Genomic DNA, 24670 nt, shown 5'->3' with positions numbered 1-24670 from the left:
ATACATTCCGGGTCGAGCTGCATTCTTATTTTTGTAACCGGTTATGTCGAAGTAAGTTAGCACAGGGTTCAACGGCTGTCCGCAGAAGTCCCCCTAAATGGCCGCCAATACCCTGCCTTGCAGGGCGCAGACAGCTTATTTCTATGTTGCGGCCCTCGTATGGATGCCGGACAGCCCGCTAACAATAATAATGAGTACACCCATGATCCCGACCCGCACGACACTTCCCCTGATGGTCATTGGCCTGGCCGGCGTCTGTGCCCTGCAACCGGCGCTGGCCACCGAGGCTGGCGTGGACAACATCGGCACCGGCACCGACGGCTTTTTCATGTTGCCGCTTTCGCCCGACAGCCTTCCGGAGAACATGGTTGCGTTCAACCTCTACTACAACCACTACAAAGCCACGAAGCTCAACATCAGCTCCCTCGGCGGCAAGGTGCCGAACGTCGAGATCGAGTCCACGGCGGTCATTCCGCGCCTGGACTACCTCAGCCCGGTGCGAGTGTTTGGCGGCCGGCTGGCGGGCTATATCGCGCAGCCCTGGCTCAAGCAGGAGGTCTCGGTGTTCGGCTTGCCGCAGGACACCCGTGAAGGCATGGGCGACACAACGTTTGCGCCGATCATTCTCTGGGACATGGGCCCAGACCTGACCCTCGGCGCCGCCATTGAAGTCACCGTGCCGACCGGCGAATACAGCGTTGATCGCCTGGCCAACACCAGCAACAACTTCTACACCTACAAACCCTTGTTCTCCTTCACCTGGCTGCCGACGGACAGAACCGAGGTGTCGATGAAGACCACCTACAGTTTCAACGGGAAAAACAAGGACACCGATTACAAGTCGGGGCAAATTTTCCACTTCGATTACTCGGCCAGTTTCAAGATCACCGACAACCTGATGCTCGGTTTGAACGGCTACTACCTCAAGCAAACCACCGACGACAAACAATTCGGCCACACCGTGCAGTTCAATGGCCAGGACGTGAACGACGGGGTGCGCGGCCAGGTGTTTGCCATTGGCCCGGCGCTGCACTGGACCTTTCTCGAATACGCCAGCGCGGAGATTCGCTGGGCCAAGGAGTTCGACGTGGAAAACCGGCCTGAAGGGGAAATGCTTTGGGCGAAGGTCAGTATTCCCTATGCGTTTTGACTGAGCTGACGCTATCGCGAGCAGGCTCACTCCTACATTGGAATGCATTCCTAATGTGGGAGTGAGCCTGCTCGCGATAGCGGTTTAACAGACTCAGAATCTTCTTCAGGAATACACAGGCCAGCTCTCCACAATCTTCCCACTCCGAACCGCCAGCAAATCCCCGAACTGCAACAACACCGACTCGGTCTGGGTTGGCCGCAAGAACACCTGGTCCTCTACCGTCAGCCCCACCGCCGCCGAACCATTGACCATTTCCTGGTTCGAGCTGCGGCCATACACGCCATTGCTCTGCAACCCCGCTGGCGATTCGAACTCCGCCATCCAGTTACCGCCATAAATGAAATACGTCTCGCGCTGATTGGTGTCCCACCAGGAAAACAGCCTGGACTTTTCATCCAGCGCCGGAATATTCACCTCCCCGGTGCTTTTCAACACCGGCGTGGCGATATAAGCGGCCGGCACATGCTCCGCCAGAGACGGCAAATCATAGTGAGTGGGCTTGAGCATCGCCGTCCCCACCGACACTTCGCTGCTCAGTTGTTCATGCTCATGCATGCGATAGCTCGGGCTCCCGGCCGTGTTAAGGGTCAACCCTTCGCGCCACAAACCGGGGTATTGCTGACGGGTGAAATCGACGCAGCGGTGATAAATCACCATCACCTTGGCGAACAGTTCCTCGGGCGAGCCCAGAATCCCCGGCACACCCATGCCCACGAACGGGTCGTAGCCCATGAACCCGGCGAATTCCAGGTGCTGCGGGTGCTGGCTGATCAGCGCCAGCATCTGCCCGAGTACGCCAAGGTCGCTGACGCCACCGCGATGCAGCCCGACATCCAGTTCGATGTTCACCCGTATTCGCGTGCCCAGCCCCTGCGCCAGGGCAAGGTATTGCTGCAAGCGTTGGGGCGTATCAAGCAACCATTGCAGTTGTCTGGAAGGGTCGAAAGACCCCTTGTGCGACTGATAGAACAACTCGGCCGAACGCACCGGCAGCGGCTTGCCCAACAGAATGTCGGCCTCGGCAAACTGCACGGCGTCATGATTGAGAAAGGGTTGGTGAAACGACATCAGCCGTCGGGTGCCGGCGCGTTGGGCGATGTAGGCCAGCAGTCCCGGTGCCGGCAGTGATTTTTCCACCAGGCGCAGGTGCTTGCCGGCGCGCTTGACCGATTGCATCACCACATCGATGTTGTGATCCAGCCGATCAAGGTCGATCAGCATCACCGGTCGCATCGGCCCGTGGTCCTTGAGTTCGCGGTTCAGCGTACGGAAGTAATCGCTGTACGGCGCGCCTCGATCACCCGGCCGCAGCCACGCCCCGACCCCCACCAACAAGGCGCCGACACCGGCGCTGCCAAGCAAGAAATTGCGGCGATTGACGGCCATCAGCTCACCCCCAGAATGGAAGACAGATGCGCGTTGAGAAATTTGCCGCTGGGGTCGAGCGCCTGCCGCACCTGGCTGAATTCCTGCCAGCGCGGGTACAGCGGCCGCAGGTTTTTCGCGTTCAGCGTGTGCAACTTGCCCCAGTGGGGCCGGCCGTTGTACTTCCAGAAAATCGGCTCGATGGCGGCAAAAAAGTTGTGATGATCCATCTGGTAATGCTGGTGCACCGAAATCGAACAGCTGTCGCGGCCTTCGAACATGCTCAGGGGGATGTCGTCGGCCTTGACGTACCGGTATTCAATAGGAAACCAGGTGCGCAGGTCCTTGTCCTGGATCAGTTTGAGGATCTCGCGCAAACAGGCCGGGCCGTATTCGGCCGGCACGGAATATTCCATTTCGTTGAAACGCACCGTGCGCACGTTGGCGTAGATGTCGAACGAGTCACCCACCCGATCATCGAAACTGGCCAGGTGGCGCAGGCTGTTGAGCAGGGTGCGGCGCAGGTCCGGGAAGTCGCTGGCGTATTTGTCGATTTTCTCGATCAGCGTAACGAATTCGTTGCCGCCCTCCTCATCCGCCGGCACCGGCGGTGTGGCCGGGTCGGTGGTTTCGTTCAGGGCGATCGACAAGGCGTAGTCGGAATGGGTCACCACGAGCATTTCCCAGTGCTGGTTTTCCCGGGTGTTCTTGTCCAGGTCTTCCAGCAGCTCTTCGGTTTTAGCGATCCATTGCCGCTCCCGCAGGCGATAGGCCGGGCGATTTTGCAGACGAATTTTCGTGGCCACCCCGAGCGCGCCGAGCGATACACGGGCGGCGTTGAACACTTCAGGATGACGCGTGCTGTCGCAGTCCACTACCTCGCCGTTGGCGGTCACCAACTGCATGCCGCAGACATGCGCCGAACAGGATTGAAAGTGCTTGCCGGTACCGTGGGTCGAGGTCGAGATCGCGCCCGCCAGGGTCTGGTAATCGATGTCGGCCATGTTCTGCAGGGCCTGGCCGATGTCCTTGAGCGGCGTGCCCATGCGCGACATCGGCGTGCCGGCGGCGAATTCGGCCTGCAGGGTTTGCGCATCGTGATCGAGCAAACCTGTGAAATAGCTCAGCGACAGCAAGGTACCGTCGGTGGGCACCAGCGCACTGAAGGAATGCGCCGAGCCCACCGGCCGAATCTTGCCGGGGGCTTGGCGCACCACGTGTGTCAACTCATCCAGGTTCTTGGGCGCCAGCCGCGCCGCCGGCAGGCAACTCTGGCCGCCCGACCAATTGCGCCAGGGAATCAGGCGCGGTGCGCGCAGCAGCTCGGCCAGTGCCGGTGTTGAGCCGAGCGCGGTAAAGGCGCCGATGACGCTCGCCCGTTGCAACAACTGACGCCGTGTCAGGTCCATCGTCATGAATCGCACCTTGCCGTTCTTGTCATTGGATGGGCTGGCCGGACATAAAGGCAATCAGCGCCAGGAACTGTTCTTGCGAACACTGCATGCACATGCCCATCGGCGGCATGCCGTTGTAACCGTTGATCGCGTGGTCGAGCAGCGTGTCGGCGCCCTGCAATACCCGTGGTTGCCAGGCCTTGATGTCGCCGGTCAGCGGCGCCCCGGCCGCCGGGTTGGCATGGCAAAGCTTGCAGCTGTTGTCGTAGACCTGCGCCAGCTCGGCGTCGGCGGGCCTCGCGGTGCCTGCTTCGCTGCGGGTCGGCGGGTTGTCCGGCGCTTCGCCGCACCCCGCCAGCAACGCCGCAAAGACGCACCCCACCAAGGCCAAACAAAGGCTAGGCTTTTCAGTTAATCGGCATGCCCGCATGGCTGTTCTCTCATTGGCTGCCCGGCCAGTCGGGCACAGCCTTTTTTGTTGTGATCAAGGAGAGTCAACATTAAGGCACCCCGCGCGGGCGGGTTGAGGGCATTGGGGGCCAACAAGGGGAGCTTCTGAGGCCATGACGCAAGGCCCGATAAATCCCCGAACACCACGCTGTGCGGAAAAACGCTGAGATGAGTCATGACAAGCGTTGCCGAGGTCTGCTAAAACGATTCATCAGTGCATCACCCAATCCAGAGGGGTAGCGACATGACCACAGCCAATATTCTCCAGAACCTGTTCCCAAGCCCCGCCGAGATCCCGGAAAAGTACCGCCTCGGCGGCCAGACCGAGCAGCGCGAGTACCTGGTCGATGGCGAACTCAGAACCTGGAACGGGCCGCTGGCCCAGGTCCGCAGCCCGGTGTACGTGGCAGGCCCGAATGGCGATGAGCAGGTGATCCTCGGCAGCACGCCGCTGCTGGATGCCGACACCGCCTTGACCGCCCTCGACGCCGCGGTCCGTGCCTACGACCGCGGCCAGGGCCTGTGGCCGACCATGCGCGTGGCCGAACGCATCCAGCACGTCGAAACCTTCCTGGGGCGCATGCGCGAGCAGCGCGACGCCGTGGTCAAGTTGCTGATGTGGGAAATCGGCAAGAACCTCAAGGACTCGGAAAAGGAATTCGACCGTACCTGCGACTACATCGTCGACACCATCAACGCGCTGAAGGAACTCGACCGCCGCTCCAGCCGTTTCGAACTGGAACAGGACACCCTCGGCCAGATCCGTCGCGTGCCGATGGGCGTGGCCCTGTGCATGGGGCCATACAACTATCCGTTGAACGAAACCTTCACCACGCTGATCCCGGCGCTGATCATGGGCAATACCGTGGTGTTCAAACCGGCCAAGCTCGGCGTGCTGCTGATTCGCCCGCTGCTGGAAGCCTTCCGCGACAGCTTTCCGACCGGAGTGATCAACGTCATCTACGGCAGCGGCCGCGAGACGGTCAGTGCGTTGATGGCCAGCGGCAAGATCGACATCTTTGCCTTCATTGGCACCAACAAGGCCGCCAGTGACCTGAAAAAACTCCATCCGAGACCCCACCGCTTGCGCGCGGCGCTGGGCCTGGATGCGAAAAACCCTGGGATAGTCCTGCCGGAAGTGGATCTGGACAATGCGGTCAGTGAAGCGGTGACCGGTTCGCTGTCGTTCAATGGCCAGCGCTGCACCGCGCTGAAGATCCTGTTTGTCCACGAAGACGTGGTCGAGTCCTTCATCGACAAATTCAACGCCAGGCTCGCCAACCTCAAACCCGGCATGCCCTGGGAAAACGGCGTAGCCCTGACACCACTGCCCGAATCGAGCAAGGTCGACTATCTGCATTCTCTGGTGGCGGATGCTGAAAGCAAAGGCGCCAAAGTGGTCAATCCCAACGGTGGCGAGGCTCGTGCGTCGTTCTTCTACCCGGCGGTGCTGTACCCGGTCACGCCGCAGATGCGCGTTTATCAGGAAGAACAGTTCGGCCCGGTCATCCCCATCGTGCCGTACCGTCATCTGGATACCGTGATCGACTACGTGCTGGAGTCGGACTTCGGCCAGCAATTGAGCATCTTCGGCACCAACCCGGTGGCGGTCGGCCGGCTGGTGGACACCTTCGCCAATCAGGTCGGGCGCATCAACCTCAATGCCCAGTGCCAGCGCGGCCCGGACACCTATCCCTTCAATGGTCGCAAGAACTCGGCCGAAGGCACCTTGTCGGTCCATGACGCACTGCGGGTGTTTTCGATCCGCACATTGGTGGCCACCAAATTCCAGGAGACCAACAAGGACCTGATCAGCGAGATCATCAGCGGCCGCAGTTCGAGCTTCCTGACCACCGACTACATCTTCTGAGTCATTGGACGGTCAGGCCATTACCGCCGACGAACATCGCCGGAACATCTGACGCCCCTGGGTGACGCTCAGGGCGTCACCGTGCGCCGAAACCTCATTGACCAGCCTTGTTGCATGCCGGCAGCCGCCAGCAAAATCGCCGCGACGCCAATCCATTGCAGCGGCTCCAGGCGATGGCCGAAAGCAAACCAGTCGACGAAAATCGCCGCAATCGGGTAGATGAAGGACAGCGCCCCCGTCAGCGCAGTCGGCAGTTTTTGAATCGCGCCGTACAGCAACACGTACATAACACCGGTGTGCACCATGCCCAGCGTCACCAGGCTGGCCCACGCACTCGGTGCCTGCGGCAATACCGAAAGATTCGCAAATGGCGCGAGCAACAACACGCCCGTGCCGACCTGGATCAGCGCGATCAAATGCGGCGGGGTTCCCGTCAGGCGCTTGATGATCAACGCGGCAATCGCGTAGAGAAACGCCGCGCCCAAGGCCAGGGCAATGCCCACCAGGTAATCGCTGCCACTCTCGCCCTGGCTGCCATGGGCGCTGACAATCGCCAGCATCCCGAGAAACGACACGCCCAGCCAGGTCAGTTTCTGCGTGGTGATCTTTTCGTTGAGGAACAGCGCCGCCAGCCCGACCAGCATGAACGGCTGGACGTTATAGACGGCGGTGCCGATGGCAATCGATGCCCGGGAATAGGACGCGAACAACAGCACCCAGTTGCCGACAATCGCCACACCGCTGAGCACAGCCAGCAGGAACGTGGTGCGGGTCAGAATGCCGGGGCGCAGAAAGCCAAAGGCCGCGCAAATCAGCAGCAAGGTGCCGGCACCGAACAGGCAGCGCCAGAACACCACATCCAGCACTGGTTGTCCGGACACCAGCACGAACCAGCCGATGGTGCCGGAAATCAACATGGCGGCCGTCATTTCGAACGAACCGCGGCGTAGGGTTTTGTCCATCATCAGACTCCTGTGTTTGTGGCCAAAGTATGCCAATGCACCCTGGCGCTACTCCAGAGCAAAAAGCAGGCTAAACTCGGAATCTACCTTTTTTATCAAGGCTGTTTCGGAAAAACGCCTAACAGAGGATTTCGCCATGACCGATGACATCGACCAAGTGCTGATCACGGCGCTGATGGAAGACTCGCGACGTTCGCTCAAGGCCCTGGCGCAGATCAGCGGCCTGTCCTCCCCCAGTGTTGCCGAGCGTCTGCGCCGTCTGGAAGAACGCGGCGTGCTCAAGGGCTACACCGTAGAAATCGACCCGAAATGCTTTGGTTATCAACTCCAGGCCATCGTGCGCATTCGCCCGTTGCCGGGGCAATTGCAGGAAGTGGAACGGCAAATCATGGCCATTCCCGAATTCACCGAGTGCGACAAGGTGACCGGCGACGACTGTTTCATTGCGCGCCTGCATGTGCGCTCGATGGAACAACTGGACACTCTGCTCGACCGCCTCAACACCCACGCTGAAACCAATACGGCAATCGTCAAGAAAACCCCGGTCAAGCGCCGGTTGCCGCCCATGGCGTGAGTGATATTTGTTTCAGACTGAAGTAGATTGATGGTTTCCGGCGAAGGATTGACGGCATGAAAACTCAGGCAATGCTACTCGTGGCAATGATGCTAGCGGGTTGCGGCACGATTCAGACGGTCGTACGCAGTGACGAAGCGGCCGCAAAAAGCCTCAAGGACCACAAGAGTTATTGCGGCGCGGTACCACGAATCTACAGCGGCGTGACCTACGATTTCTGCTACCTGAACGCGGCCCTCGAAGACGGTCGGGATGCGCAGGTACATGGCCCCGCCCCCGCTATCGTGCTGCTCGACGTGGTCGTGTCCGGGGCGATGGATACCTTGCTGCTGCCCTACACCATCTACCGCCAGCAAGCCGACGGCAGCATTGTCATTGCAGAGTGAGCCTGAATTTCAGGTAAAAAAAACCCGCCTGAGCGGGTTTTTTACTTCAAGGCCAACGATTAATCGTCGCGGCCCATGATGCCGAACAGCTGCAACAGGCTGACGAACAGGTTGTAGATCGATACATACAGGCTGATGGTCGCCATGATGTAGTTACGCTCGCCGCCATGAATGATGGCGCTGGTCTGGAACAGGATGCAGACCGAGGAGAACAGCACGAAACCTGCGCTGATCGCCAGTTGCAGGCCGCTGATCTGGAAGAACAGGCTCGCCAGCGTTGCACCCAGCAGCACGAAGAAACCTGCCGTGATGAAACCGCCGAGGAAGCTCATGTCCTTGCGGGTAATCAGCACATACGCCGACAGACCGCCGAACACCAGCGCCGTCATCGCGAACGCCGAGCTGACCACTTCAGCGCCGCCCTGCATTCCCAGGTAACGGTTGAGGATCGGGCCAAGCAGGAACCCCATGAAACCGGTCAGGGCAAATGCCGACACCAGGCCCCAGGCCGAATCGCGGAGTTTGTTGGTGAGGAAGAAAAGACCATAGAAGCCGATCAGCACCACGAAAATGTTCGGGTAGCCAACATGCATCTGCTGGGCAACGTAGGCTGTCACACCGCTGAAAGCCAGGGTCAGGGCGAGCAAGCCGTATGTGTTGCGCAGGACGCGGCTAACCTCTAGCTGCTCAGCCTGCACGCTGTTATTAACTGCGTAATCCTGTTCGCGCATGGCGACACTCCTGTTGGTTTGAAACGTTCAGTCGCAAAGATCATAACAGACGCCCTGTAACAAGCTATGCAGAGAGTTTGACAGTGTGTTTCATTCAGGTATTATGGCGCCCGCAACGCAAACGGAGGTGTGGCCGAGTGGTTTAAGGCAACGGTCTTGAAAACCGTCGACTGTAACAGGTCCATGAGTTCGAATCCCATCGCCTCCGCCATCTTTATACGACAAAGCCCTGATTACTCAGGGCTTTGTCGTTTCCGGGGTTTGGAAAAACCTGCCAGCCCATACCTTGGCTCTTGGCTTTCCATCGCTGTACGTGGAGCGCCTTGATACGGGCCAAGTGCGTCGACGGGGAACCCTGCCTTTCCTCGCCGATTGTTCAAGCGGCCTAATTGATACGACAGCGGACCGGCAACCTGTTCGAGGGGAAAAGCTGCCCATAGCCGACGCCATCACATCCAGGAAATTGGCACATTCGGTGCCAGTCATAATTAGAATAACGACTGTTGCGTTAAATAAATATGACTGCTAGGATCAATCTCACCTTAGTAAAATTTCGTGGGAGAAAGCCGCCATGCAAGACTCTCTGCGCAAGGCATTTCTGGAAGATGGGGCAGTCCTGATCAAAGGGCTTCTGAACGAGGAGCAACTAGCTCAGTGTCGGACTGCCTATGACTGGGCAGTCGAGAACCACGGCCCCAACGCGTTTCGAATGTTCGATGGGACCTTGCAACAGTCGCACGTCGACAACGCCAATCCGCTCGCCAAAGAGCGCCTGGAGGCGTTGGTGTCTTCCCTCCCCTTTGGCCAGTTGTTCGCACACCTCTGGGGTTCCGAAAACGTCTGGTATTTCGCCGAGGAAGTGTTCCTCAAGGCCGGCGGACGCGGTTCGCGCACACTCTGGCATCAGGACACCTCTTATTTGCCCTGGGCCGGCATGCATTGGGGCAATGCATGGATCAGCTTCGAATCCGTTCCCAAGCAGAATGCACTGGAGATCATTCGGGGCTCACACCGCGGAACGCGTTTTGATGGCACCACCTTCCTCGACCCGAACGACCCAACCCAACCCTTGCATGGAGGCGGCATGCTGCCTCGCCTTCCCGATATCGAGGCTGAGCGCGAGCAGGCGCCCGATGCATACGAAATTCTGTCGTGGGCAACGGAGCCCGGAGATGTGGTTGTGCTCCATCCCGGCTCGCTACATGGCGGCGCGCCGGTCGACGAAGCCTTCCCGGATCGCCACACCTTTGTTTTCCGCTTCTTTGGTGACGATGCAACCTTCAACCCCCTGCCGGACCACAGTGATGCGGGTTATCCGAAGGAAGGCGTTCTCTTCACCGAAGAATTGATGACCTTGAAGCCGGGAGAACCCTTCCGTCACCCCACCTTCCGCCAGCTCGTATGATCGGAGATCAAGCAATGAGTACCCAGAACCTGAAACGGCAAACCATCACCCCTCCCCAATCCCAAGTGTTCTACGATAACTATCACTTTCCGCAAGCGACGCGTGTCGGGGACATGATCTGGGTTTCCGGCCAGGTCGGAATCGACGCCACAATGACACCGGGCAATGGTATCGAAGAGCAGGCGCACCTAGCCTTCCAAGGCTTGAAAATCGCCCTTGAGGCGGCGGGCGCGACCCTGGCGGATGTTGTCGAGCTGATGACATTTCATACTGAGCTTCAAACTGACACGCACGCATTCATCCAGGTCAAGCACCAGTACTTCCCCGACCGGTATCCGTCATGGACCGCCATCGGCATCTCGCAACTGGCCCTTCCCGGGCTTCGCGTAGAAATTCGCGCCGTTGCGGTCGTGGGTTGCGGCGAAAGCTGATTTCACAAAAACATCACGCCTCAGGTTGCCGAGGCGCGCGTCATGCCCTCTCTACCCCATCACAACAAGAGCAAGGACTACCCATGGCTACCCTTATCGTGAGCTACCCCTTAACCGAAGATGCGAAATTCGACCGGGAGTACTACCTTTCCACCCACATCCCGCTTGCGCGCTCCGCATGGGGTGAGTTTGGACTGCAATCGGCCGAGATCCTGTTTCCGGCCGTCGGTCCGCAGCCCTTGGCAGGCCTGGTGATTCTGCGCTTCAACAATCAGACCGGAATAGATGCCGCGCTCACCTCCCCCAGGACGGCTGAGGTTCTCGGCGACGTGGCGAATTTCACCAATATCGCTCCAGTGATCTTCCGCGCGGACGACTGATGCATCGCAGGCTGCCCGAAGGCCGCTGATGCGCCCTTCGGGAGAGCCCCGGTATCAAGTCTTGCATGGGTGCTTTCTTTAAATAAATTCCATATGCTGAGCCGCAAATAGCAAGTTGCAGCTTTTTCACTGCAACTGTTACTCCGATCAATTGAGCCAGCGAAAATTACCCATTTCCTATGCCTGATTCACGACCCCAGCCTCCCATGAACAACAGCGCTCAAGCGAGTGATCGCGAATCCGAACCGGTCTCCCGCCGGGGTCGGCCCGTAGGCGACCACAAGGCGAAACGGGCCGAGTTGCTGGCAGCGGCGATCGCGGTGATCGCACGCGAGGGCTATGCCGGAGCTTCGATGCGCAAAGTGGCGCAACACGCCGGGTGCACGACGGGAGCGGTAACCTACTACTTCGCAAACAAGGAGGAGATGATCACCGCTGTCGCACAGAGCCTGTTCGACCAGATCGATACTTTGCTGGAGAACAACCAGGAGCGGATCGATATCAAGGCTCTCATCGAACAATGGCTCGACTGGACGAACACCGACGAGCCGGACGCATGGCTCGCATGGCTCCAATTGCTTGGCTACGCAAGGCACGAACCGGCTTTCGCCGGCGTCATCAAGCAACGATATGCAAGGTTCCGCCAGGTGTTTACATCGGTACTGGAGAGAGGGCAAAGCCAAGGCATAATCCGCGACGACATCCCCGCCGAGCTGCTCGCCGATCAGCTCAGCGCGATCAGCGATGGATGGATGATGATGTTGCCGATCGAACCTGAACGGTTCGGTTCGAGCCGAGGTCAATCCCTTCTCGATGCCCTCATGACCTTGATCACTCCACCCCAACCGCAAAAACCATCTTCCAAGAGAAAGGCAGTCGCCAAGTAAAGCAGTTAACGCGCGCAGCTGAGTTGGCCTTCACGAGCAGCGCGCCTCTCCAGGATCATCAGGTCGGGGCTGCGCACCGCGCTTTCTTGCCAAGACCATTAAATGGCACTGGCTGCCTTGTTCTGACCGCCCTATCCAGCAGGACACCTGCCCTTATCATGCCGCGGCGCACTCCACCGGTGCCAACGCCTGCATCGCCCCCACCCCACTCAATACCAAACGCCCTTCTATTCTGCTTTGCACGGTTTCAAATGTGCTGTATTTTTACACAACAACTGTTATGTAAAACATACAATAGATATGACAGAGGCGAAGATGGATTCAGATAACGATGAATTGTCGCTGCCGGCGCGCCAGCGACGCTTGCTGCTTCAGGCGATTGGAAGCGTCACCTTGATCGGAGGGGTTGCTCTGAGCGGGCGGGCCACGGCTCAGGTGCCACATGCTGGCCAGGACGACGTCCTTGACGTCGCCATCATCGGGGCAGGACTCGCCGGCCTGACTTCGGCGCGGGACCTGCGCCGCGCCGGCTGCGAGTCTTTCGTCGTACTCGAGGCCCGGGACCGTGTCGGTGGGCGCACCTACAACCACGACCTGGGCAAGGGCGTTGTGTCGGAAGCCGGTGGCGAGTGGATCGGCCCCGGCCAGACGGCCATTTTCGACCTGGCCCGCGAACTCGAGATCGACACCTTTCCGACCTGGTACCAGGGCAAAAACATCTACCTGGTGGGTGACGCTAAATTCGAGCAGGACCTGACCAAAGGCCAGAGCTCCAACGCCTCGATAGTCGAGAAGCTGAATGAACTCGCGCGGGGAGTGCCCAGCAAGGAGCCATGGACCGCGACGGATGCGACCGCCCTGGACAAACTGTCGGTCGGCGAGTGGCTTGCACAGCAGGGAGTCAGCAATGAGAGCAAGCTCGGCTTCGACACCTCCATCGGCCTGACAACGGGTACCCCTCCCTCAGTCCTGGCGCTATTGCACTACCTGTCCCTCATCAACTCCGCCGATTGCCGCATGGAAAAACTCGAGGGGTTCAAGGGCGGCGCCCAGGAAACTCGCTTCGTCGGCGGCTCACAGATCCTCAGTATCAAGATGGCAGAGGCACTGGGTGACAAGGTCAGATTGTCCTGCCCGGTGCGCAAGATCGTCGGCTGGGACCAAGATGTGGTCGAACTGCATACCGACCAGGGCGTCATTCGCGCCCGACAGGTCATTGCTGCACTGCACCCGGCCTTGTGCAACCAGATCAGCTTCGATCCTCCTCTCCCCAGCGGACGCGCGCAGTTACAGCGCCTCTGGCCGTCCCATGCCCCCATGCGCAAGACCGTGCATGTCTACGAGCGTCCGTTCTGGCGGGACAAGGGCCTGAACGGCCAGATCACGCAAGCCGACGGACCGCTGATCCTGTCCTATGACAACTCGCCTCCGGATGGCGGCGTCGGTGTCCTCAGCGCCTTTGTCAGAAGCGGCCAACTGCCCCATGATGCCAACGCCGCCCAAAGCGCCCTGTCAGCCATCTATGCGCAAGCAATGGGCGACGAAGCGTTGCACCCCATCCAGTTCCACGACCACGACTGGGGCAAGGTCGATCCCTGGACCCTTACCTGCGTCGCGTCGATACCACCCGGTTTCCTGACCAAATGGGGCCAGTACCTGAAACCGTCGGTCGGCTGCCTGATCTGGTCGGGCACTGAAACGGCCGATCTCTGGGCCAGTTCGATGGATGGTGCTATCCGTGCCGGCCACCGCGCAGCACTCGAGGCGCTCCAGGCGTTGGTTAAACGTCGGAGGAACGTGTGATGAAGCGAGCATTTGTGATTGGGGCGGTCGTAACTGTGGCGGCCCTGGCAGTATCGAGCGTGATATATGGCCCGGAGATGGTGGCGGGCTATCGCTTCATGGACGCCCTCGACCAGCATTATGCCAACTACGAGGCCAATGGCGGCGCCTGGCCACAGATTCAGGATTCCTGCGCACTTTGCCACGGCGCCAATGGCCAGCCCCGGGACGCGCAGTACGCTTCCCTGGCCGGTCTACCCGCGCCATACATCGAAGCCCAGTTGCACGCCTTCGCCGAAGGGCATCGACACAGCCCGCAAATGAGCCCGCTCGCGGCACATCTGACTACAGATCAAATCAAGTCCCTGGCGGGCTATTTCGCGCGTCAGCAGCCGGAAAGGACAGAGTCCCCGAGCCGCGATGAAGCGCTGGAACAACGCGGACAAGCCACAATCGCGACCAGGGGATGCGCCGCCTGTCATGGCGAGGGTCTGTCGGGTAGCCCGCTCGCTCCCCGCATTGCGGGCCAGGGCGAACGCTACTTGATAGACCAGCTCACCGCCTTCAAGCAGGGGCAACGCAAGGACCCCAGCCAGGTCATGAACGCTATGACCAGTACACTCTCGGAGGAGGAGATCAGGGCCACGGCCCACTTCCTGGCCAACCAGACACCAACTTCGCCCCCGGGAGCCAAATAATCCGTTGTTCGTGAAGGTGGGAATGGACGCTCACCTGCCGCGCATTCCCATTCGAAAGACAGAACTCCCCCCGGATCTACAGAGAGGCCGGAGTCAAGGAATGAGCCGCCAGAAAATGGCGGCTCATTCCATGCAACTCGCAAATCGGTCAGCGGGCCTGCACAAGCGATCGAGACGAACCTCCCATCGCGCGCGCCAGCGCGCCATAGGCGTAATACAGTTGGACCATGGTGTAAGACCAAGTGGTCAAGGCAAAGGTCATGAACACCATTTTGGTGTCGTCACCCGGGATCGGGAAGAAGTCATAGACGAGAGCCACGACCAGGGCGACCGCAGCACCCACCGCCGTGGCCAGGGCGTGCAGGTTCTCTCGGGCACAAACCAGTTGCCAGGTGAAATACGCGAGATAAATTGTGTAGCCCGACCACATGATCACATAGAAGTACAGGAGCGGTTCGCGAACGAAGTCAGCCAGGACAAGCACGAAGGTGGCAGCGAATGAAGCCGCGAATATCACGACATCCTTGGAAACCGATGGTTTGTAATTATGGGTGACCGCCATCAGGCCAAGAGTGGCAACAATCGGTATACCGAACCCGCGGGAAAAGGCATCGAGAAAGAATGAGATGCTGTAGTTAAACTTCCACTCAGTGAGGAGGTATATCAGAAGATTCGACCCGGAGAAGGCAACGATCAGCCACTCGAAACCGAGCAGATAATTCTGTTTTTTAAGAAACTTGATCCCGTAAGTCACTCCGCAAAGAATCAACAGAGCGCAAGCAAGCAACGCAAAGGTATCCCTGATTTCCATAGTAATAGCCTCTATCAAATACTGAACTCAATACATCACTTCGCCACAGGAGCGAGTGCCGCGAGATAATGGGCAAGTGCTTTGCGATCATCCGCGGACAACGTCGTGACAATGGCGGTCATCGCGCCTGACGGATCCTTGCGGCGACCCAGCGCAAAAGCATTCAGCTGCGCCAGCAGGTAGTCATGCCCCTGCCCGGCCAACCGCGGGAATTGGTCGTGCCCCATCAGACCTTCACCATGACAAGCGGCGCAGCCCCCGCTCGCCACCAGCTTCTTGCCCTTCTCCTGCAGAGCGGGATCAGGCCTGAACGACCCGTTTTGAGCAGCAGGGTGCTTGGCGAAGTACTCCGACAGGAGCTGAATGTCAGCCTCACTCAGGCTCAACGCCAGCGGGCCCATGTTCGGGTTGGCTCGCTCGCCGCTGGCGAAGTGGCGCAACTGAGCCGCCAGGTAGGGAGCCGGCTGGCCCGCGAGGCTGGGGTAACCCTGATGCAGCGAGTTGCCCCGGGCGCCATGACAACCGACACATGCATCGGTCAGGCGGGGCCACGCCCCACCATCAGCCTGCCGCGCCTCGCTGGACGTGCTGATGTGAGTCAGCAGGCGATAAAGATCGAGCAGGTCCCGGCCGTAAACAGCCAGCAGGCCGGCAACGACCGTAACAAATCCCAGCAAAATCCACTTCTTCATATTCACCTCCTATGCCCCACGCAAGGCGTTAAGGGCCTGCAGGGCACTCTGGTGGCCCGAGCGCACGGCGCCATCCATGTAACCGGCCCAGATATCGGCGGTCTCGGTACCGGACCAGATCAGATTGCCGCAGGCCGGCCGCAGCGCCTCGCCATGGGTGCTCCAGAATCCCGGAGGTATGGCCGAAATGCAGGTGATCGACCAAGGATCGTCACGCCCCCAATCCTGATCGTGATAGGCCACGGGCTGCAGCGCTTTGTCCCCCCAGGCGCGCGCGTAGAGTTCCGTCAGGATGCGCTTCGCCGTTGCAGGGTCCGAGGGCAGATTGGCGTTGGAGATGAAGGCATTGATGACGCCCACGTCCCCATTGGGTGGCGAGTTATCCCAGGCCCAGATAATGGGACCGTTGAGCATGATGATGTGCCCGTTCAGGCCCTTGTCGCGCCAGAACGGCCGGGAATACACCATGGCTGTCTTGCGCGCCGGGGAGTGCGCTGGCCAGGCACGCTGCAGAGCGGCACGCGCTGGCGGCAGGGGCGGATCGAACTGCACCTGGTTGCAGAGGGCAGGATGGATGGCCACGATAACCTTGCGCGCACGCACCAGCCCCTGGTCCGTGTGTAGTGTGACGACCTCGCGATCCCAGTCGGCAATCCTGCGGACCGGGCACTGCAAGCGCACCTTGTCCCCCAGTTGCCCAGCCATTCTGGTGCTGAGAATCTGCGAGCCGCCGACAAACCGAGTACCCTGGGCGCTGTCCTTGATCGAGTCGAGCTTTTCGTAATCACAGCTAGCTGAGTTGATCATGGACAGGAAATGCAAGAGCCCCATTTTGGCCGGCGTTACACCACCGCTCAGCGTCATGCTGGCATCCCAACCTGGCTGATCCTCGGGTTTGATGTTTTGCCGGGCCAGCCAATCGCCAACCGAAAGCTTGTCCAGCTCCGCTGCCTTCGGCGAATTCCAGGGCGCCCCCGAGGGCACATCGCGCGAAAGCTCGCTGAGCTTTCCCGCGACGGTCATATCAGTGCCGAAGGTTCCCTTGAGATCGACCTCAAGGCGGCCGTCGCCGCCGAGAATGACCGTGCTGCCTTCGTAGAAGCTCGGGAAGGTTCCCACCCCCAGCTGCCGTGCGAGATCCTCGACAGCGGTCTGACCCGGCCCGATCCACTGGCCACCGACCTCGGAAACATGGCCGTTGCCCATGTCGAAATTGAGGGTTCGACCTCCCACGCGGTCCCGTGCCTCGAGGACCACGAAGGACTGGCTGCCGGCCAACTGCAGGTCCCGGGCGGCAGTCAATCCAGCCAGGCCAGCGCCTATGATGGCGACATCCAGAACATCGCCCGCCTCGCCAGTGGCTGCACCGGCATGCGCCAGCCCCACTTTCAGGCCGAAACCTCCTACGGCCACGGAGGCACCGGCGAGTTTCAGAAATTGTCTACGTTTTGAATCGAGTCCGGTATCGGAGTCAGGCCTCTTGGCCATGGCTAATGCCTCACGCAGCGGTTAATCGAGATCACTGACCAACAGGTATTTCGCTGCGCAACATTGGCGAAGCGAACATGATCAGTGGCATGGGAAACATCGGAACAACGATGATCAGCTACGCCGCTGCAGGGCCCTCCAGTTCGTCCACTCATCAAGCGCTTTGGCCGCCACGAGGCCAACATTCATGGCGCACCACTGCAGGGGTTCGGGAAGCATTGAAGGTGTCTTGTGGTGCAACGCCTCCAATAGCGGATTCTCGACACCACTGATTCGCTCGGCGAGTAGCAGCCCCATGAGCGATTGGGTAGCAACACCGTGCCCCGCACACCCAGCCGTGTAGAGGATGTTTTGCTGTGCCCCGGTTGCGCCCACCACCGGCAGAGCGTCGTACGCCATGCTGACGTAACCGCTCCAGCAGGATTGGATGCCAAGGCCACGCAGGGTCGGAAAGCGCTCGTGCAGCGCCAGCGCCAATGCGCGATAGGCGCTGTCGTCCGGCACGTTGGGTGTCTTCGCGCCATAGACGTAACTGAGCTGCTTGGTGGTCAGCACCAGCGTGTTACGTGCAGTCAGGCGGTGACTCTCCATGGTGATATGCGGCGTCACAATGCCTTCGCGCCCTCGCCAGCCGAGCGATGACAACTGCGTCGCGGACAGCGGCCGGGTTTCGATCGCAGAAACCCGGAACGGCGCGACCTTATTGCGCAGCAGGCCCAGTTGTGGGGTAAAGGCATTGGTGGCCAGCACCATGATTGGCGCACTCGCGCTACCGTGCGAGGTCTTGCAGGTGATGGTTCGCCCCTCGCTATAGGACAGCAGCGGAGTTTGCTCGTACAGCTTCACGCCCGCCTGAATCGCTGCACGGCGCAGTCCCAGTACGTATTTGCCCGGATCCAGCGTGCCGCCGTGCTGTGTGCAACCGAACAGGAAGGCTGGCGGAATCCCGCGTGTACGCATCTCGGCCTGATCCACGAAGCGCGTGATCGAACCCAGATCGAGCCCGACTTCCATGCTCTTGCGCAGTCGCTTTTCCTGCGAGGGATGAACGGCGGCGCGGATGAGCCCGGAAGGGTTGTAGTCGCAGTCGATGCCCAGCTCGATCAACCGCTTTTCCACATAGGGGACGCCTGCATCGTAGAAACGGACGATCTGCTTCGCCTGCTCGCGCCCCACTCGACTGACGAACAATTCGAACTCAAGCCCCATGCTGCCGGCAAGGTAGCCCGCATTGCGCCCACTGGCGCCAAAGCCGGCAAATTCTTGCTCGAGGACGATGACTTTGGCCCCGCGAGCCGTCAGCTCCAATGCGGTGGACAATCCAGCGAAGCCGGCACCGACCACTATCACGTCGGCGCTGACATCGTCCTGTAGTTCCGGTTGCAGATCGTCCGCCGGCTTATCCATCCACCCACCGAAGCGTCGAAACTGCCCCGGATCGGTGAGGGTTATGAGGTTTTCGTTGCGATGGTGGGTAGACATGGCGGGTTCTCCTAGCGAGTCAGAATATGGACAGCCACGGCGCCTTCCTCGATGCCGATGAGTCCCCCTCCGTTTTCCTGGATCGCATGGCGTGCGCCCTGGACCTGGCGAGCCCCTGCCTCGCCCCGCAGTTGGGTGGTCAGCTCGAACAACTGACCAATGCCCGTTGCGCCGAGCGGGTGACCTTTGGATTCCAGGCCGCCAGAGGGATTGATCGGTATCCGACCGCCCACGGTGAAATCACCGCGCTCGGCACAGATCCCGCCTTGCCCCAGGGGCGCCAGGCCGAGATTTTCCGATTGAATGATCTCGCCCATCGCGGAGGCGTCATGGACCTCGGCGACCTGCATGTCCTGCGGGCCTAGCCCGGCGATCTCGTAGGCCTGAAGCGCGGCCAGGTGGCTGACATGCTTCTCGGGTTCGGCCAGGTCGCGCAGGGTGAAACTGCGAATCACGCTGGCGGCGATCCGCACGCAACGTTTGGGGTCGGCACCTATGCGCTTCAGGCCCGCCTCGGTGCAGATGATCGCGGCTGCAGCGCCGTCGGTCATCGGTGCGCACATCGGCAGGGTGATCGGATAGGTGATCGGCGGCGCGGCCAGCACTTCTTCGATGGTGAATGGCTTGCGAAACTGCGAATAGGGGTTGTGCACCGAGTGATTGTGATTCTTGGCGCACACCGCGGCGATCTGGCGCTGGGTGGTGCCGTAGGTCTTCATGTGCCAACGGCACATGGCCGCGTAGATGGCCATGAACTTGCTGTACGGTCGATCAGACTCGGAGCCCGCCGGAAGGACGATGCCCTCCCCCATCCTCACTAGCGTCGCGTAGTTCTCCTCGGCGGTGGAGACGTCCCAGCCAGCCTCGAACAGGGAAAGGGTTTTCATCTTGTCGGGTACGACCATCTTCTCGGCGCCCAGGGCCAGCGCCACGTCGGTGGCGCCGGCGCGCAGGCTCTGCACTGCCAGATGAACGGCGGTACTGCCCGAGGCGCAAGCATTTTCGACGTTGTAGATCGGCACCCCTTCAATGCCGATCTTGCTGCACACCACCTGCCCGGGAATCGACAGCTGCCCCTGCAATTGGCCGTTGGTAATGCCGGCATAGAAGACGGCACCGATATCGGAGCGCTGGGCGCGGGCATCCGCCAGGGCACCATTGAGTGCCTCCAGGGCCATGTCCTGGAGGCTGCGATCCGGATGGCGCCCGAACTCGGTCATGGCGATGCCGGCAATATAGATTGATTCCATCAGAGGACTCCTGGACTTCAGATTTGCCGTTTAGCGTCTTGCCAATAACGGGCACGCAGGTCTTTCTTCAGCACCTTGCCGACCGGGCTGCGCGGGAGGGACAGCACTATGTCCACCGTCTTGGGTGCCTTCACCGAGCCCAACTGTTCCTTGCACAGGGCAATCAGCGCTTGCGCGTCGACGGTTTGACCTTCGTTCAACTCGATGACGGCCTTGACCGCCTCGCCCCACGTCTCGTCCGGCACACCGATCACCGCACAGTCGCGCACAGCGGGATGCCCCCAGATCACCTGCTCGACCTCGCTCGGATAAACGTTGAAGCCACCCGAAATGATCATGTCCTTCTTGCGGTCGGTGATATGCAGATAGCCATCGGCGTCGAGATGACCGATATCGCCGGTATGCAGCCAGCCATCGATGATGGCTTCGGCGGTCTTCTGCGGGTCCTTGTAATAACCCTTCATGATGAGATCGCCGCGTACGCAGATCTCACCGGTTTCTCCCTGTGGCAGAATCACGTTGTCGTCGTTCATGATCTCGACGCGAACCAGGGGATTGGGGCGACCGACGGAGGACAGCCGCTCATCACCCGCAACATGTCCATCTATAAAGTGCTCACCCGGCGTCAGATGCGCGATGGCGCCTGGTGCTTCGGTCTGTCCGTAGCCTTCCATCATGACTGGCCCGAAGACCTCGATCGCCTGGCGCAGCTTCTCGACCGACATCGGCGCCGCACCGTAGAGGAAGTAGCGTAATGACGAGAAGTCGACCTTCTTGTTCAGATCGGGAATGTCGAGCAGCCGATAGATGACAGTCGGCGGCAGGAAGAACTCAGTCACCTTGTACTGCGCGATTGCCGCGAGCAGCAGTTGCGGTTCCGGCTTAGTGATCACGACAACCGTCCCGCCCCTGGCCGTGCAGGGCATGGACAGCATGCCGGCGGTGTGGGTCATCGGCGCCGCCGCCAGATTCACAGGCCTGGCGTTGGCCGGATAAGGGGTATTGATCATGAAGTGCGCAAAGCTGGTCTGCACGCTGCGATGCGTGTTCATGACGCCCTTGGGCAAGCCCGTCGTACCGCCCGTGGGACCCACCCAGATTACGTCTTCCTGATCAATGTCCACTTGCGGGTTGGTTGCCGGCTGCTGCGCGACGAAGTGCTGAAGCGACTCGGCACCTTCCACCTCGCCGTCGATGCAGATCCACCGGCGGATCCCGGGCAATTGCGGCCGCAAGGCAGCAATCACCTCGGTAAACTCGCGCTGAAAGAACAGGATCTCGCAATCGAAGGCGTCCAGCACGTATCGGTTTTCCTCGGGCGCATTGCGCGCGCCCACCGGAATCCAGCACAGATTGGCGCGCCAGAGGCCTAGCGCACAGAGCCAGGCCGTCACATCGTTGGCCGCCCAGACCGCGCCCTTGACTCCGGACGCGAACCCCTGCGTGAGGAGCGCGTTGGCGATGCGGCAGGACAGTTCCCCCGCTTCAGTAAAGGTCGTGACCTTGCCGTCCTGGATGTATGCCGCGCCATGCGGATTGATCCGCCAGCCACGATCGAAAAAATCAATAATCGCCATCTTCGTCACTTCACAGTTGGGTAATGGTGGCGCGTGCCAGGCCGCGCTGCTCGAGGAAGCCGAGCATGTAGCGGTGACCGAAGGCCTTCGAGGACGAGGCGAAACCCACCTTGGCGACGTCGTTGTCCAGCAGCTTGGCCACTGCCGCCGCTTGCAGGGCGCCGGTGGCGATGTAGGGGGTGATGCCGTGCACGGTCGCACGGACTGCCGTCAGTTGACCGCGGCCGATCGCGAAGTCCACTGTGCGCTGCAGGGTGCTGCGCTCACGGGGCGGCATGCTCGGCGTGGTCGAATCCACAAGACTCTGGATCACCTCATCCTGCTGTTCTTTCGGCAGGTGCTTGTATTCGGCTTCCCACTTCTGCCCCAGCGCGTGGACACTCTTCATCACAGGGTTGTCGTAGAAGCCGACGCAGGACATGCAGCTGCGCACGCGCGCATCCTGCTCGAAATACACTGGCAGCGAGGTTCCGCCCCAGGGCAGGCAGAACACCGACTCCATCAGATTGGGGCAAACGATGTTGAAGCTGGCGTTGGGCGCATAGGGAACCAGCGCCTTGTCCCACAGATAGGAGCCCTGATGGCGAAATCCTTCGAAGATGGTGGCGGTGGAGCCCACGGTCACACCGGCGGCACCGACACGCGGCCCACGGGTCAGGGTCGCGGTTTCCAGAGAGTCCACGCCGGGGGTTTCCAGGGCCAGCTCGGCAGCGATCTCGGCGAAGGTGTACATGTAGGCGAGCGACGGCGACAGCAGCAGGCCAGCCTGGCGGAACAACTCGCCGAACTCATCACGCAATGCACGAATGTGCTCCTGCTCACCGGCAGGGTCCAGGTAGTGACAGCCCGCCTTGAGCGCGGCCTCGACCGTCACCTTGCCGAAATTGACGAACGGGCCGACGGTGTTGCAGACCACGCGCGCGCCCTTGAACACCTTTACAAGCGCTTCGACCTCGTGCGGGCACTCGATGATTTCATATTTGGCCGACTCCAGGCCGACGACGCGTTGCGCCATCATTTCCTGGGCACGACCGGCGTTGCGCGCCACAGCAGTGAAAGGAATGTTCTGGTCGATCAGCCAGTCCATGGTCAGCATGCCGGTGTAACCACTGGCGCCATAGACAACGACAGGATATTTGGCCATCTCGTGTTCCTCGCTTTCTTATTGGATGATTTTTGTTGGGTGTTTTGGTCGGCTCAGCCCTGGGCCCAACCTTCGGCATAGAGCTGCTGGGCCAGCAACCCCAGGCGCATGGTCAGGACACGGTTTTCACCGTCCTCGATCAAAGCGGCCTGTGTGTCTCGCAACAGCTTTTCGATCGGGTATTCGCGCGTCGTCCCGTTACCCCCGAACAGGCGGAAGGCTTCCTCGACAACGGCCAACGCCTCTTCAGTCACCGTGACCTTGGCGGAGGCAGTGGCGTAAGGGTGGGTTTGCGGCGACAGACGAGCAAAGCTCAGCGAACGACGAGCCACGGCGCGGGCGATCTCTACGCGGCGCAACATTTCGCCCAGACGCAGGCGCGTCATCTGATGGTCAATCAACATCCGACCGCCCTGGCGACGCTCGTGGCAGTATTGCAGCGCATACTCGAAGGCTGCCCGAGCGACGCCAGTGAAGACTTGGCTCATGTGAGTACCGGCATAGGACCAGGACGAGCTGACGGCGCCGTAGTAGGCATCTCGCTCGGCGATGGCAAAGCGCCGAGGTACCCGCACACTGTCAAAATAGATCTCACCCTGAGGCAAGGAACGCTGCCCGATCTTGTCCAGCGGCTTGCCCTTGGAAACCCCCTTGAGGTCCAGCGGGATGACCACGGCGATGCCATGGGGCAGTCCGTTGCTATCGAAAAAGCCGTCACCGTAGTCGGCGCACATCAGGCCAAAGGCGACCTGCGCTACTGCGCCATTGGACACCCAGGCCGAGCTCTGTCCATTGATGATGATCTCGTCGCCGACGACCTTTGCGGTCAGGTTGCCGATGTTAGCCTGCTGCCCCGCGGGCCAATCGCGCGCTATATCGAAGAGTTGATTGTCGCTCCCTCGATCAGGCTGGGTGGCCATCCAGCAACCGATTCGGCCCTGACAAAGCTCCACCAGTTCAGCATTGCCGGCAGCGGCCGCCATCTGTAGCGGGAAACCGGCACAGCCGAGAGAAACCGCCAGACCTGCATCACCCCAGCCAAGCTCTTCACCGATCAGGGATTCGATCCGCACCGCCATTTCCGGCGGCAGCTCCGCCAGCAGCGCGGGATCCAGTCCCAGCTTGGCGAACTCACTGAAGAGTGAGTAATAAGGCGAGCCAGGAGCGACGACCTCCTCGGCTTTCATCCGGTCCAGTTCACGACCCAGCGGCCGTAGCACCTCTTTGGAGAAACGGTGTACCGAGGCCTGGATCGCTGCTTCTTCTTCGCTCAGGGGGGATTCGAAACCGGACAACCCGGCAGCCGGCAACGTCATGGTGGATTTGAGCGTAATCATCAGAGCACCCTCGCCGGAACCGGCCCGCAAGTCATTGGCTGGCGACCGCCCAGGCAGTTGAGTTCAATAGTGGATGGGGCCTTTGGCGTTTCGCCCAGAAAGCCTCTGGCAACGGCCAAGCCGTTGTTCGGACAGGAACCAGCCTTGGAATCTTTCATGTTCGACCTCCTGGGGGCCTTTTGTTGTTTTGTCGACTTTAACAAGGAGTTTTATTTTACGCAACGACTGTTATGTTAATAATAATCGGGCACAAGACTTTCCCTGAAAGCGAGCCCTTATGGTTCGCCAGTCGTTCAACCGGGAGATGGAAGACCCTGCGCAGGCACCGCCTGACAACAGGCCAAAAAGTACGAGGTGTCCTGCTCATCCAGCGGGTTCCTGGCATGCAGGCTGTGGGAGCAACGGACACTTGCGCGCAGAT

Annotated in this window: 24 protein-coding genes and 1 tRNA gene; 11 read left to right on the top strand and 14 right to left on the bottom strand. The window is 60.3% G+C overall.

Annotated features, from left to right (window positions below; translation table 11 throughout):
* Positions 1-232: 232 nt before the first annotated feature.
* Positions 233-1150: a SphA family protein gene (locus AC3ITA_RS12180; protein WP_371918206.1), complete on the top strand. Its 918-nt coding sequence runs from the start codon at positions 233-235 to the stop codon at positions 1148-1150.
* Positions 1151-1255: 105 nt separating this feature from the next.
* Here the strand turns inward: AC3ITA_RS12180 and AC3ITA_RS12175 are convergent, their stop codons facing one another.
* The 3 genes from AC3ITA_RS12175 to AC3ITA_RS12165 all read right to left on the bottom strand — a co-directional run bounded on the left by AC3ITA_RS12175 (position 1256) and on the right by AC3ITA_RS12165 (position 4342).
* Complete coding sequence (locus AC3ITA_RS12175) at positions 1256-2464, bottom strand: DSD1 family PLP-dependent enzyme (protein WP_489280774.1); 1209 nt, start codon at positions 2462-2464, stop codon at positions 1256-1258.
* A gap of 74 nt (positions 2465-2538) precedes the next feature.
* Positions 2539-3933 carry a D-arabinono-1,4-lactone oxidase gene (locus tag AC3ITA_RS12170; protein ID WP_489280424.1) on the bottom strand — a complete coding sequence of 465 codons (1395 nt, stop codon included), beginning with the start codon at positions 3931-3933 and terminating at the stop codon, positions 2539-2541.
* A gap of 22 nt (positions 3934-3955) precedes the next feature.
* Positions 3956-4342 carry a c-type cytochrome gene (locus AC3ITA_RS12165; RefSeq protein ID WP_095941838.1) on the bottom strand — a complete coding sequence of 129 codons (387 nt, stop codon included), beginning with the start codon at positions 4340-4342 and terminating at the stop codon, positions 3956-3958.
* A 264-nt stretch (positions 4343-4606) separates the two neighbouring features.
* Between AC3ITA_RS12165 and AC3ITA_RS12160 the strand changes: the two genes are divergently transcribed.
* A complete protein-coding gene (locus AC3ITA_RS12160; RefSeq protein ID WP_489280422.1) occupies positions 4607-6232 on the top strand; it encodes an NADP-dependent glyceraldehyde-3-phosphate dehydrogenase in 1626 nt (541 codons plus the stop codon).
* Positions 6233-6300: 68 nt separating this feature from the next.
* On the opposite strand, the gene AC3ITA_RS12155 is transcribed toward AC3ITA_RS12160, so the two are convergent.
* On the bottom strand, positions 6301-7194 hold the full coding sequence (locus tag AC3ITA_RS12155) for a DMT family transporter (protein WP_489280420.1): 894 nt from the start codon (positions 7192-7194) through the stop codon (positions 6301-6303).
* A gap of 136 nt (positions 7195-7330) precedes the next feature.
* On the opposite strand from AC3ITA_RS12155, the gene AC3ITA_RS12150 reads away from it, so the two are divergent.
* Both AC3ITA_RS12150 and AC3ITA_RS12145 read left to right on the top strand, forming a co-directional pair.
* On the top strand, positions 7331-7768 hold the full coding sequence (locus AC3ITA_RS12150) for an Lrp/AsnC family transcriptional regulator (protein WP_007987480.1): 438 nt from the start codon (positions 7331-7333) through the stop codon (positions 7766-7768).
* 56 nt (positions 7769-7824) lie between these two features.
* Positions 7825-8154 carry a YceK/YidQ family lipoprotein gene (locus AC3ITA_RS12145; protein ID WP_095941835.1) on the top strand — a complete coding sequence of 110 codons (330 nt, stop codon included), beginning with the start codon at positions 7825-7827 and terminating at the stop codon, positions 8152-8154.
* A 59-nt stretch (positions 8155-8213) separates the two neighbouring features.
* Here the strand turns inward: AC3ITA_RS12145 and AC3ITA_RS12140 are convergent, their stop codons facing one another.
* Positions 8214-8885, bottom strand: a complete 672-nt coding sequence (locus AC3ITA_RS12140; protein ID WP_056724337.1) for a Bax inhibitor-1/YccA family protein — start codon at positions 8883-8885, stop codon at positions 8214-8216.
* Positions 8886-9008: 123 nt separating this feature from the next.
* Here AC3ITA_RS12140 and AC3ITA_RS12135 point away from each other — a divergent pair.
* From AC3ITA_RS12135 to AC3ITA_RS12105, 7 genes are all read left to right on the top strand, one after another.
* Positions 9009-9096: transfer RNA gene (locus AC3ITA_RS12135), tRNA-Ser, on the top strand.
* A 360-nt stretch (positions 9097-9456) separates the two neighbouring features.
* Positions 9457-10290 (top strand): phytanoyl-CoA dioxygenase family protein, encoded by an 834-nt coding sequence (locus AC3ITA_RS12130; RefSeq protein ID WP_414927796.1) that lies wholly within the window; start codon positions 9457-9459, stop codon positions 10288-10290.
* Positions 10291-10304: 14 nt separating this feature from the next.
* Positions 10305-10721 carry a RidA family protein gene (locus tag AC3ITA_RS12125; protein ID WP_414927795.1) on the top strand — a complete coding sequence of 139 codons (417 nt, stop codon included), beginning with the start codon at positions 10305-10307 and terminating at the stop codon, positions 10719-10721.
* 83 nt (positions 10722-10804) lie between these two features.
* Positions 10805-11101 (top strand): EthD family reductase, encoded by a 297-nt coding sequence (locus AC3ITA_RS12120; RefSeq protein WP_223531333.1) that lies wholly within the window; start codon positions 10805-10807, stop codon positions 11099-11101.
* A 179-nt stretch (positions 11102-11280) separates the two neighbouring features.
* Positions 11281-11988: a TetR/AcrR family transcriptional regulator gene (locus AC3ITA_RS12115; protein ID WP_414927793.1), complete on the top strand. Its 708-nt coding sequence runs from the start codon at positions 11281-11283 to the stop codon at positions 11986-11988.
* A gap of 315 nt (positions 11989-12303) precedes the next feature.
* The gene (locus AC3ITA_RS12110) at positions 12304-13791 is read left to right on the top strand and encodes a flavin monoamine oxidase family protein (protein ID WP_489280416.1); all 1488 of its coding nucleotides are present in this window, start codon (positions 12304-12306) and stop codon (positions 13789-13791) included.
* A complete protein-coding gene (locus AC3ITA_RS12105; RefSeq protein ID WP_414927791.1) occupies positions 13791-14468 on the top strand; it encodes a c-type cytochrome in 678 nt (225 codons plus the stop codon). Before AC3ITA_RS12110 ends, AC3ITA_RS12105 begins: the two co-directional genes overlap by 1 nt.
* A gap of 148 nt (positions 14469-14616) precedes the next feature.
* Here the strand turns inward: AC3ITA_RS12105 and AC3ITA_RS12100 are convergent, their stop codons facing one another.
* The 9 genes from AC3ITA_RS12100 to AC3ITA_RS12060 all read right to left on the bottom strand — a co-directional run bounded on the left by AC3ITA_RS12100 (position 14617) and on the right by AC3ITA_RS12060 (position 24407).
* Positions 14617-15279 (bottom strand): hypothetical protein, encoded by a 663-nt coding sequence (locus tag AC3ITA_RS12100; RefSeq protein WP_489280414.1) that lies wholly within the window; start codon positions 15277-15279, stop codon positions 14617-14619.
* A 35-nt stretch (positions 15280-15314) separates the two neighbouring features.
* Positions 15315-15971, bottom strand: a complete 657-nt coding sequence (locus AC3ITA_RS12095; RefSeq protein ID WP_414927789.1) for a c-type cytochrome — start codon at positions 15969-15971, stop codon at positions 15315-15317.
* 9 nt (positions 15972-15980) lie between these two features.
* Positions 15981-17459 (bottom strand): flavin monoamine oxidase family protein, encoded by a 1479-nt coding sequence (locus AC3ITA_RS12090; RefSeq protein WP_489280411.1) that lies wholly within the window; start codon positions 17457-17459, stop codon positions 15981-15983.
* 114 nt (positions 17460-17573) lie between these two features.
* Positions 17574-18941, bottom strand: a complete 1368-nt coding sequence (locus AC3ITA_RS12085) for an NAD(P)/FAD-dependent oxidoreductase (protein ID WP_489280409.1) — start codon at positions 18939-18941, stop codon at positions 17574-17576.
* Positions 18942-18952: 11 nt separating this feature from the next.
* Positions 18953-20191, bottom strand: a complete 1239-nt coding sequence (locus tag AC3ITA_RS12080) for a thiolase family protein (protein WP_489280407.1) — start codon at positions 20189-20191, stop codon at positions 18953-18955.
* A 17-nt stretch (positions 20192-20208) separates the two neighbouring features.
* Entirely contained in the window at positions 20209-21768 is a 1560-nt protein-coding gene (locus AC3ITA_RS12075; RefSeq protein WP_489280405.1) for an AMP-binding protein, read from the bottom strand.
* Between the two features lie 10 nt (positions 21769-21778).
* Positions 21779-22912, bottom strand: a complete 1134-nt coding sequence (locus tag AC3ITA_RS12070; protein WP_218429064.1) for a saccharopine dehydrogenase family protein — start codon at positions 22910-22912, stop codon at positions 21779-21781.
* A gap of 53 nt (positions 22913-22965) precedes the next feature.
* Complete coding sequence (locus tag AC3ITA_RS12065; protein WP_489280404.1) at positions 22966-24249, bottom strand: acyl-CoA dehydrogenase family protein; 1284 nt, start codon at positions 24247-24249, stop codon at positions 22966-22968.
* On the bottom strand, positions 24249-24407 hold the full coding sequence (locus tag AC3ITA_RS12060; protein ID WP_489280402.1) for a hypothetical protein: 159 nt from the start codon (positions 24405-24407) through the stop codon (positions 24249-24251). Before AC3ITA_RS12060 ends, AC3ITA_RS12065 begins: the two co-directional genes overlap by 1 nt.
* Positions 24408-24670: the final 263 nt, after the last annotated feature.

The sequence above is a fragment of the Pseudomonas sp. GL_090 genome, assembly GCF_057837765.1.
This window is presented reverse-complemented; position numbering and strand designations above follow the sequence as displayed.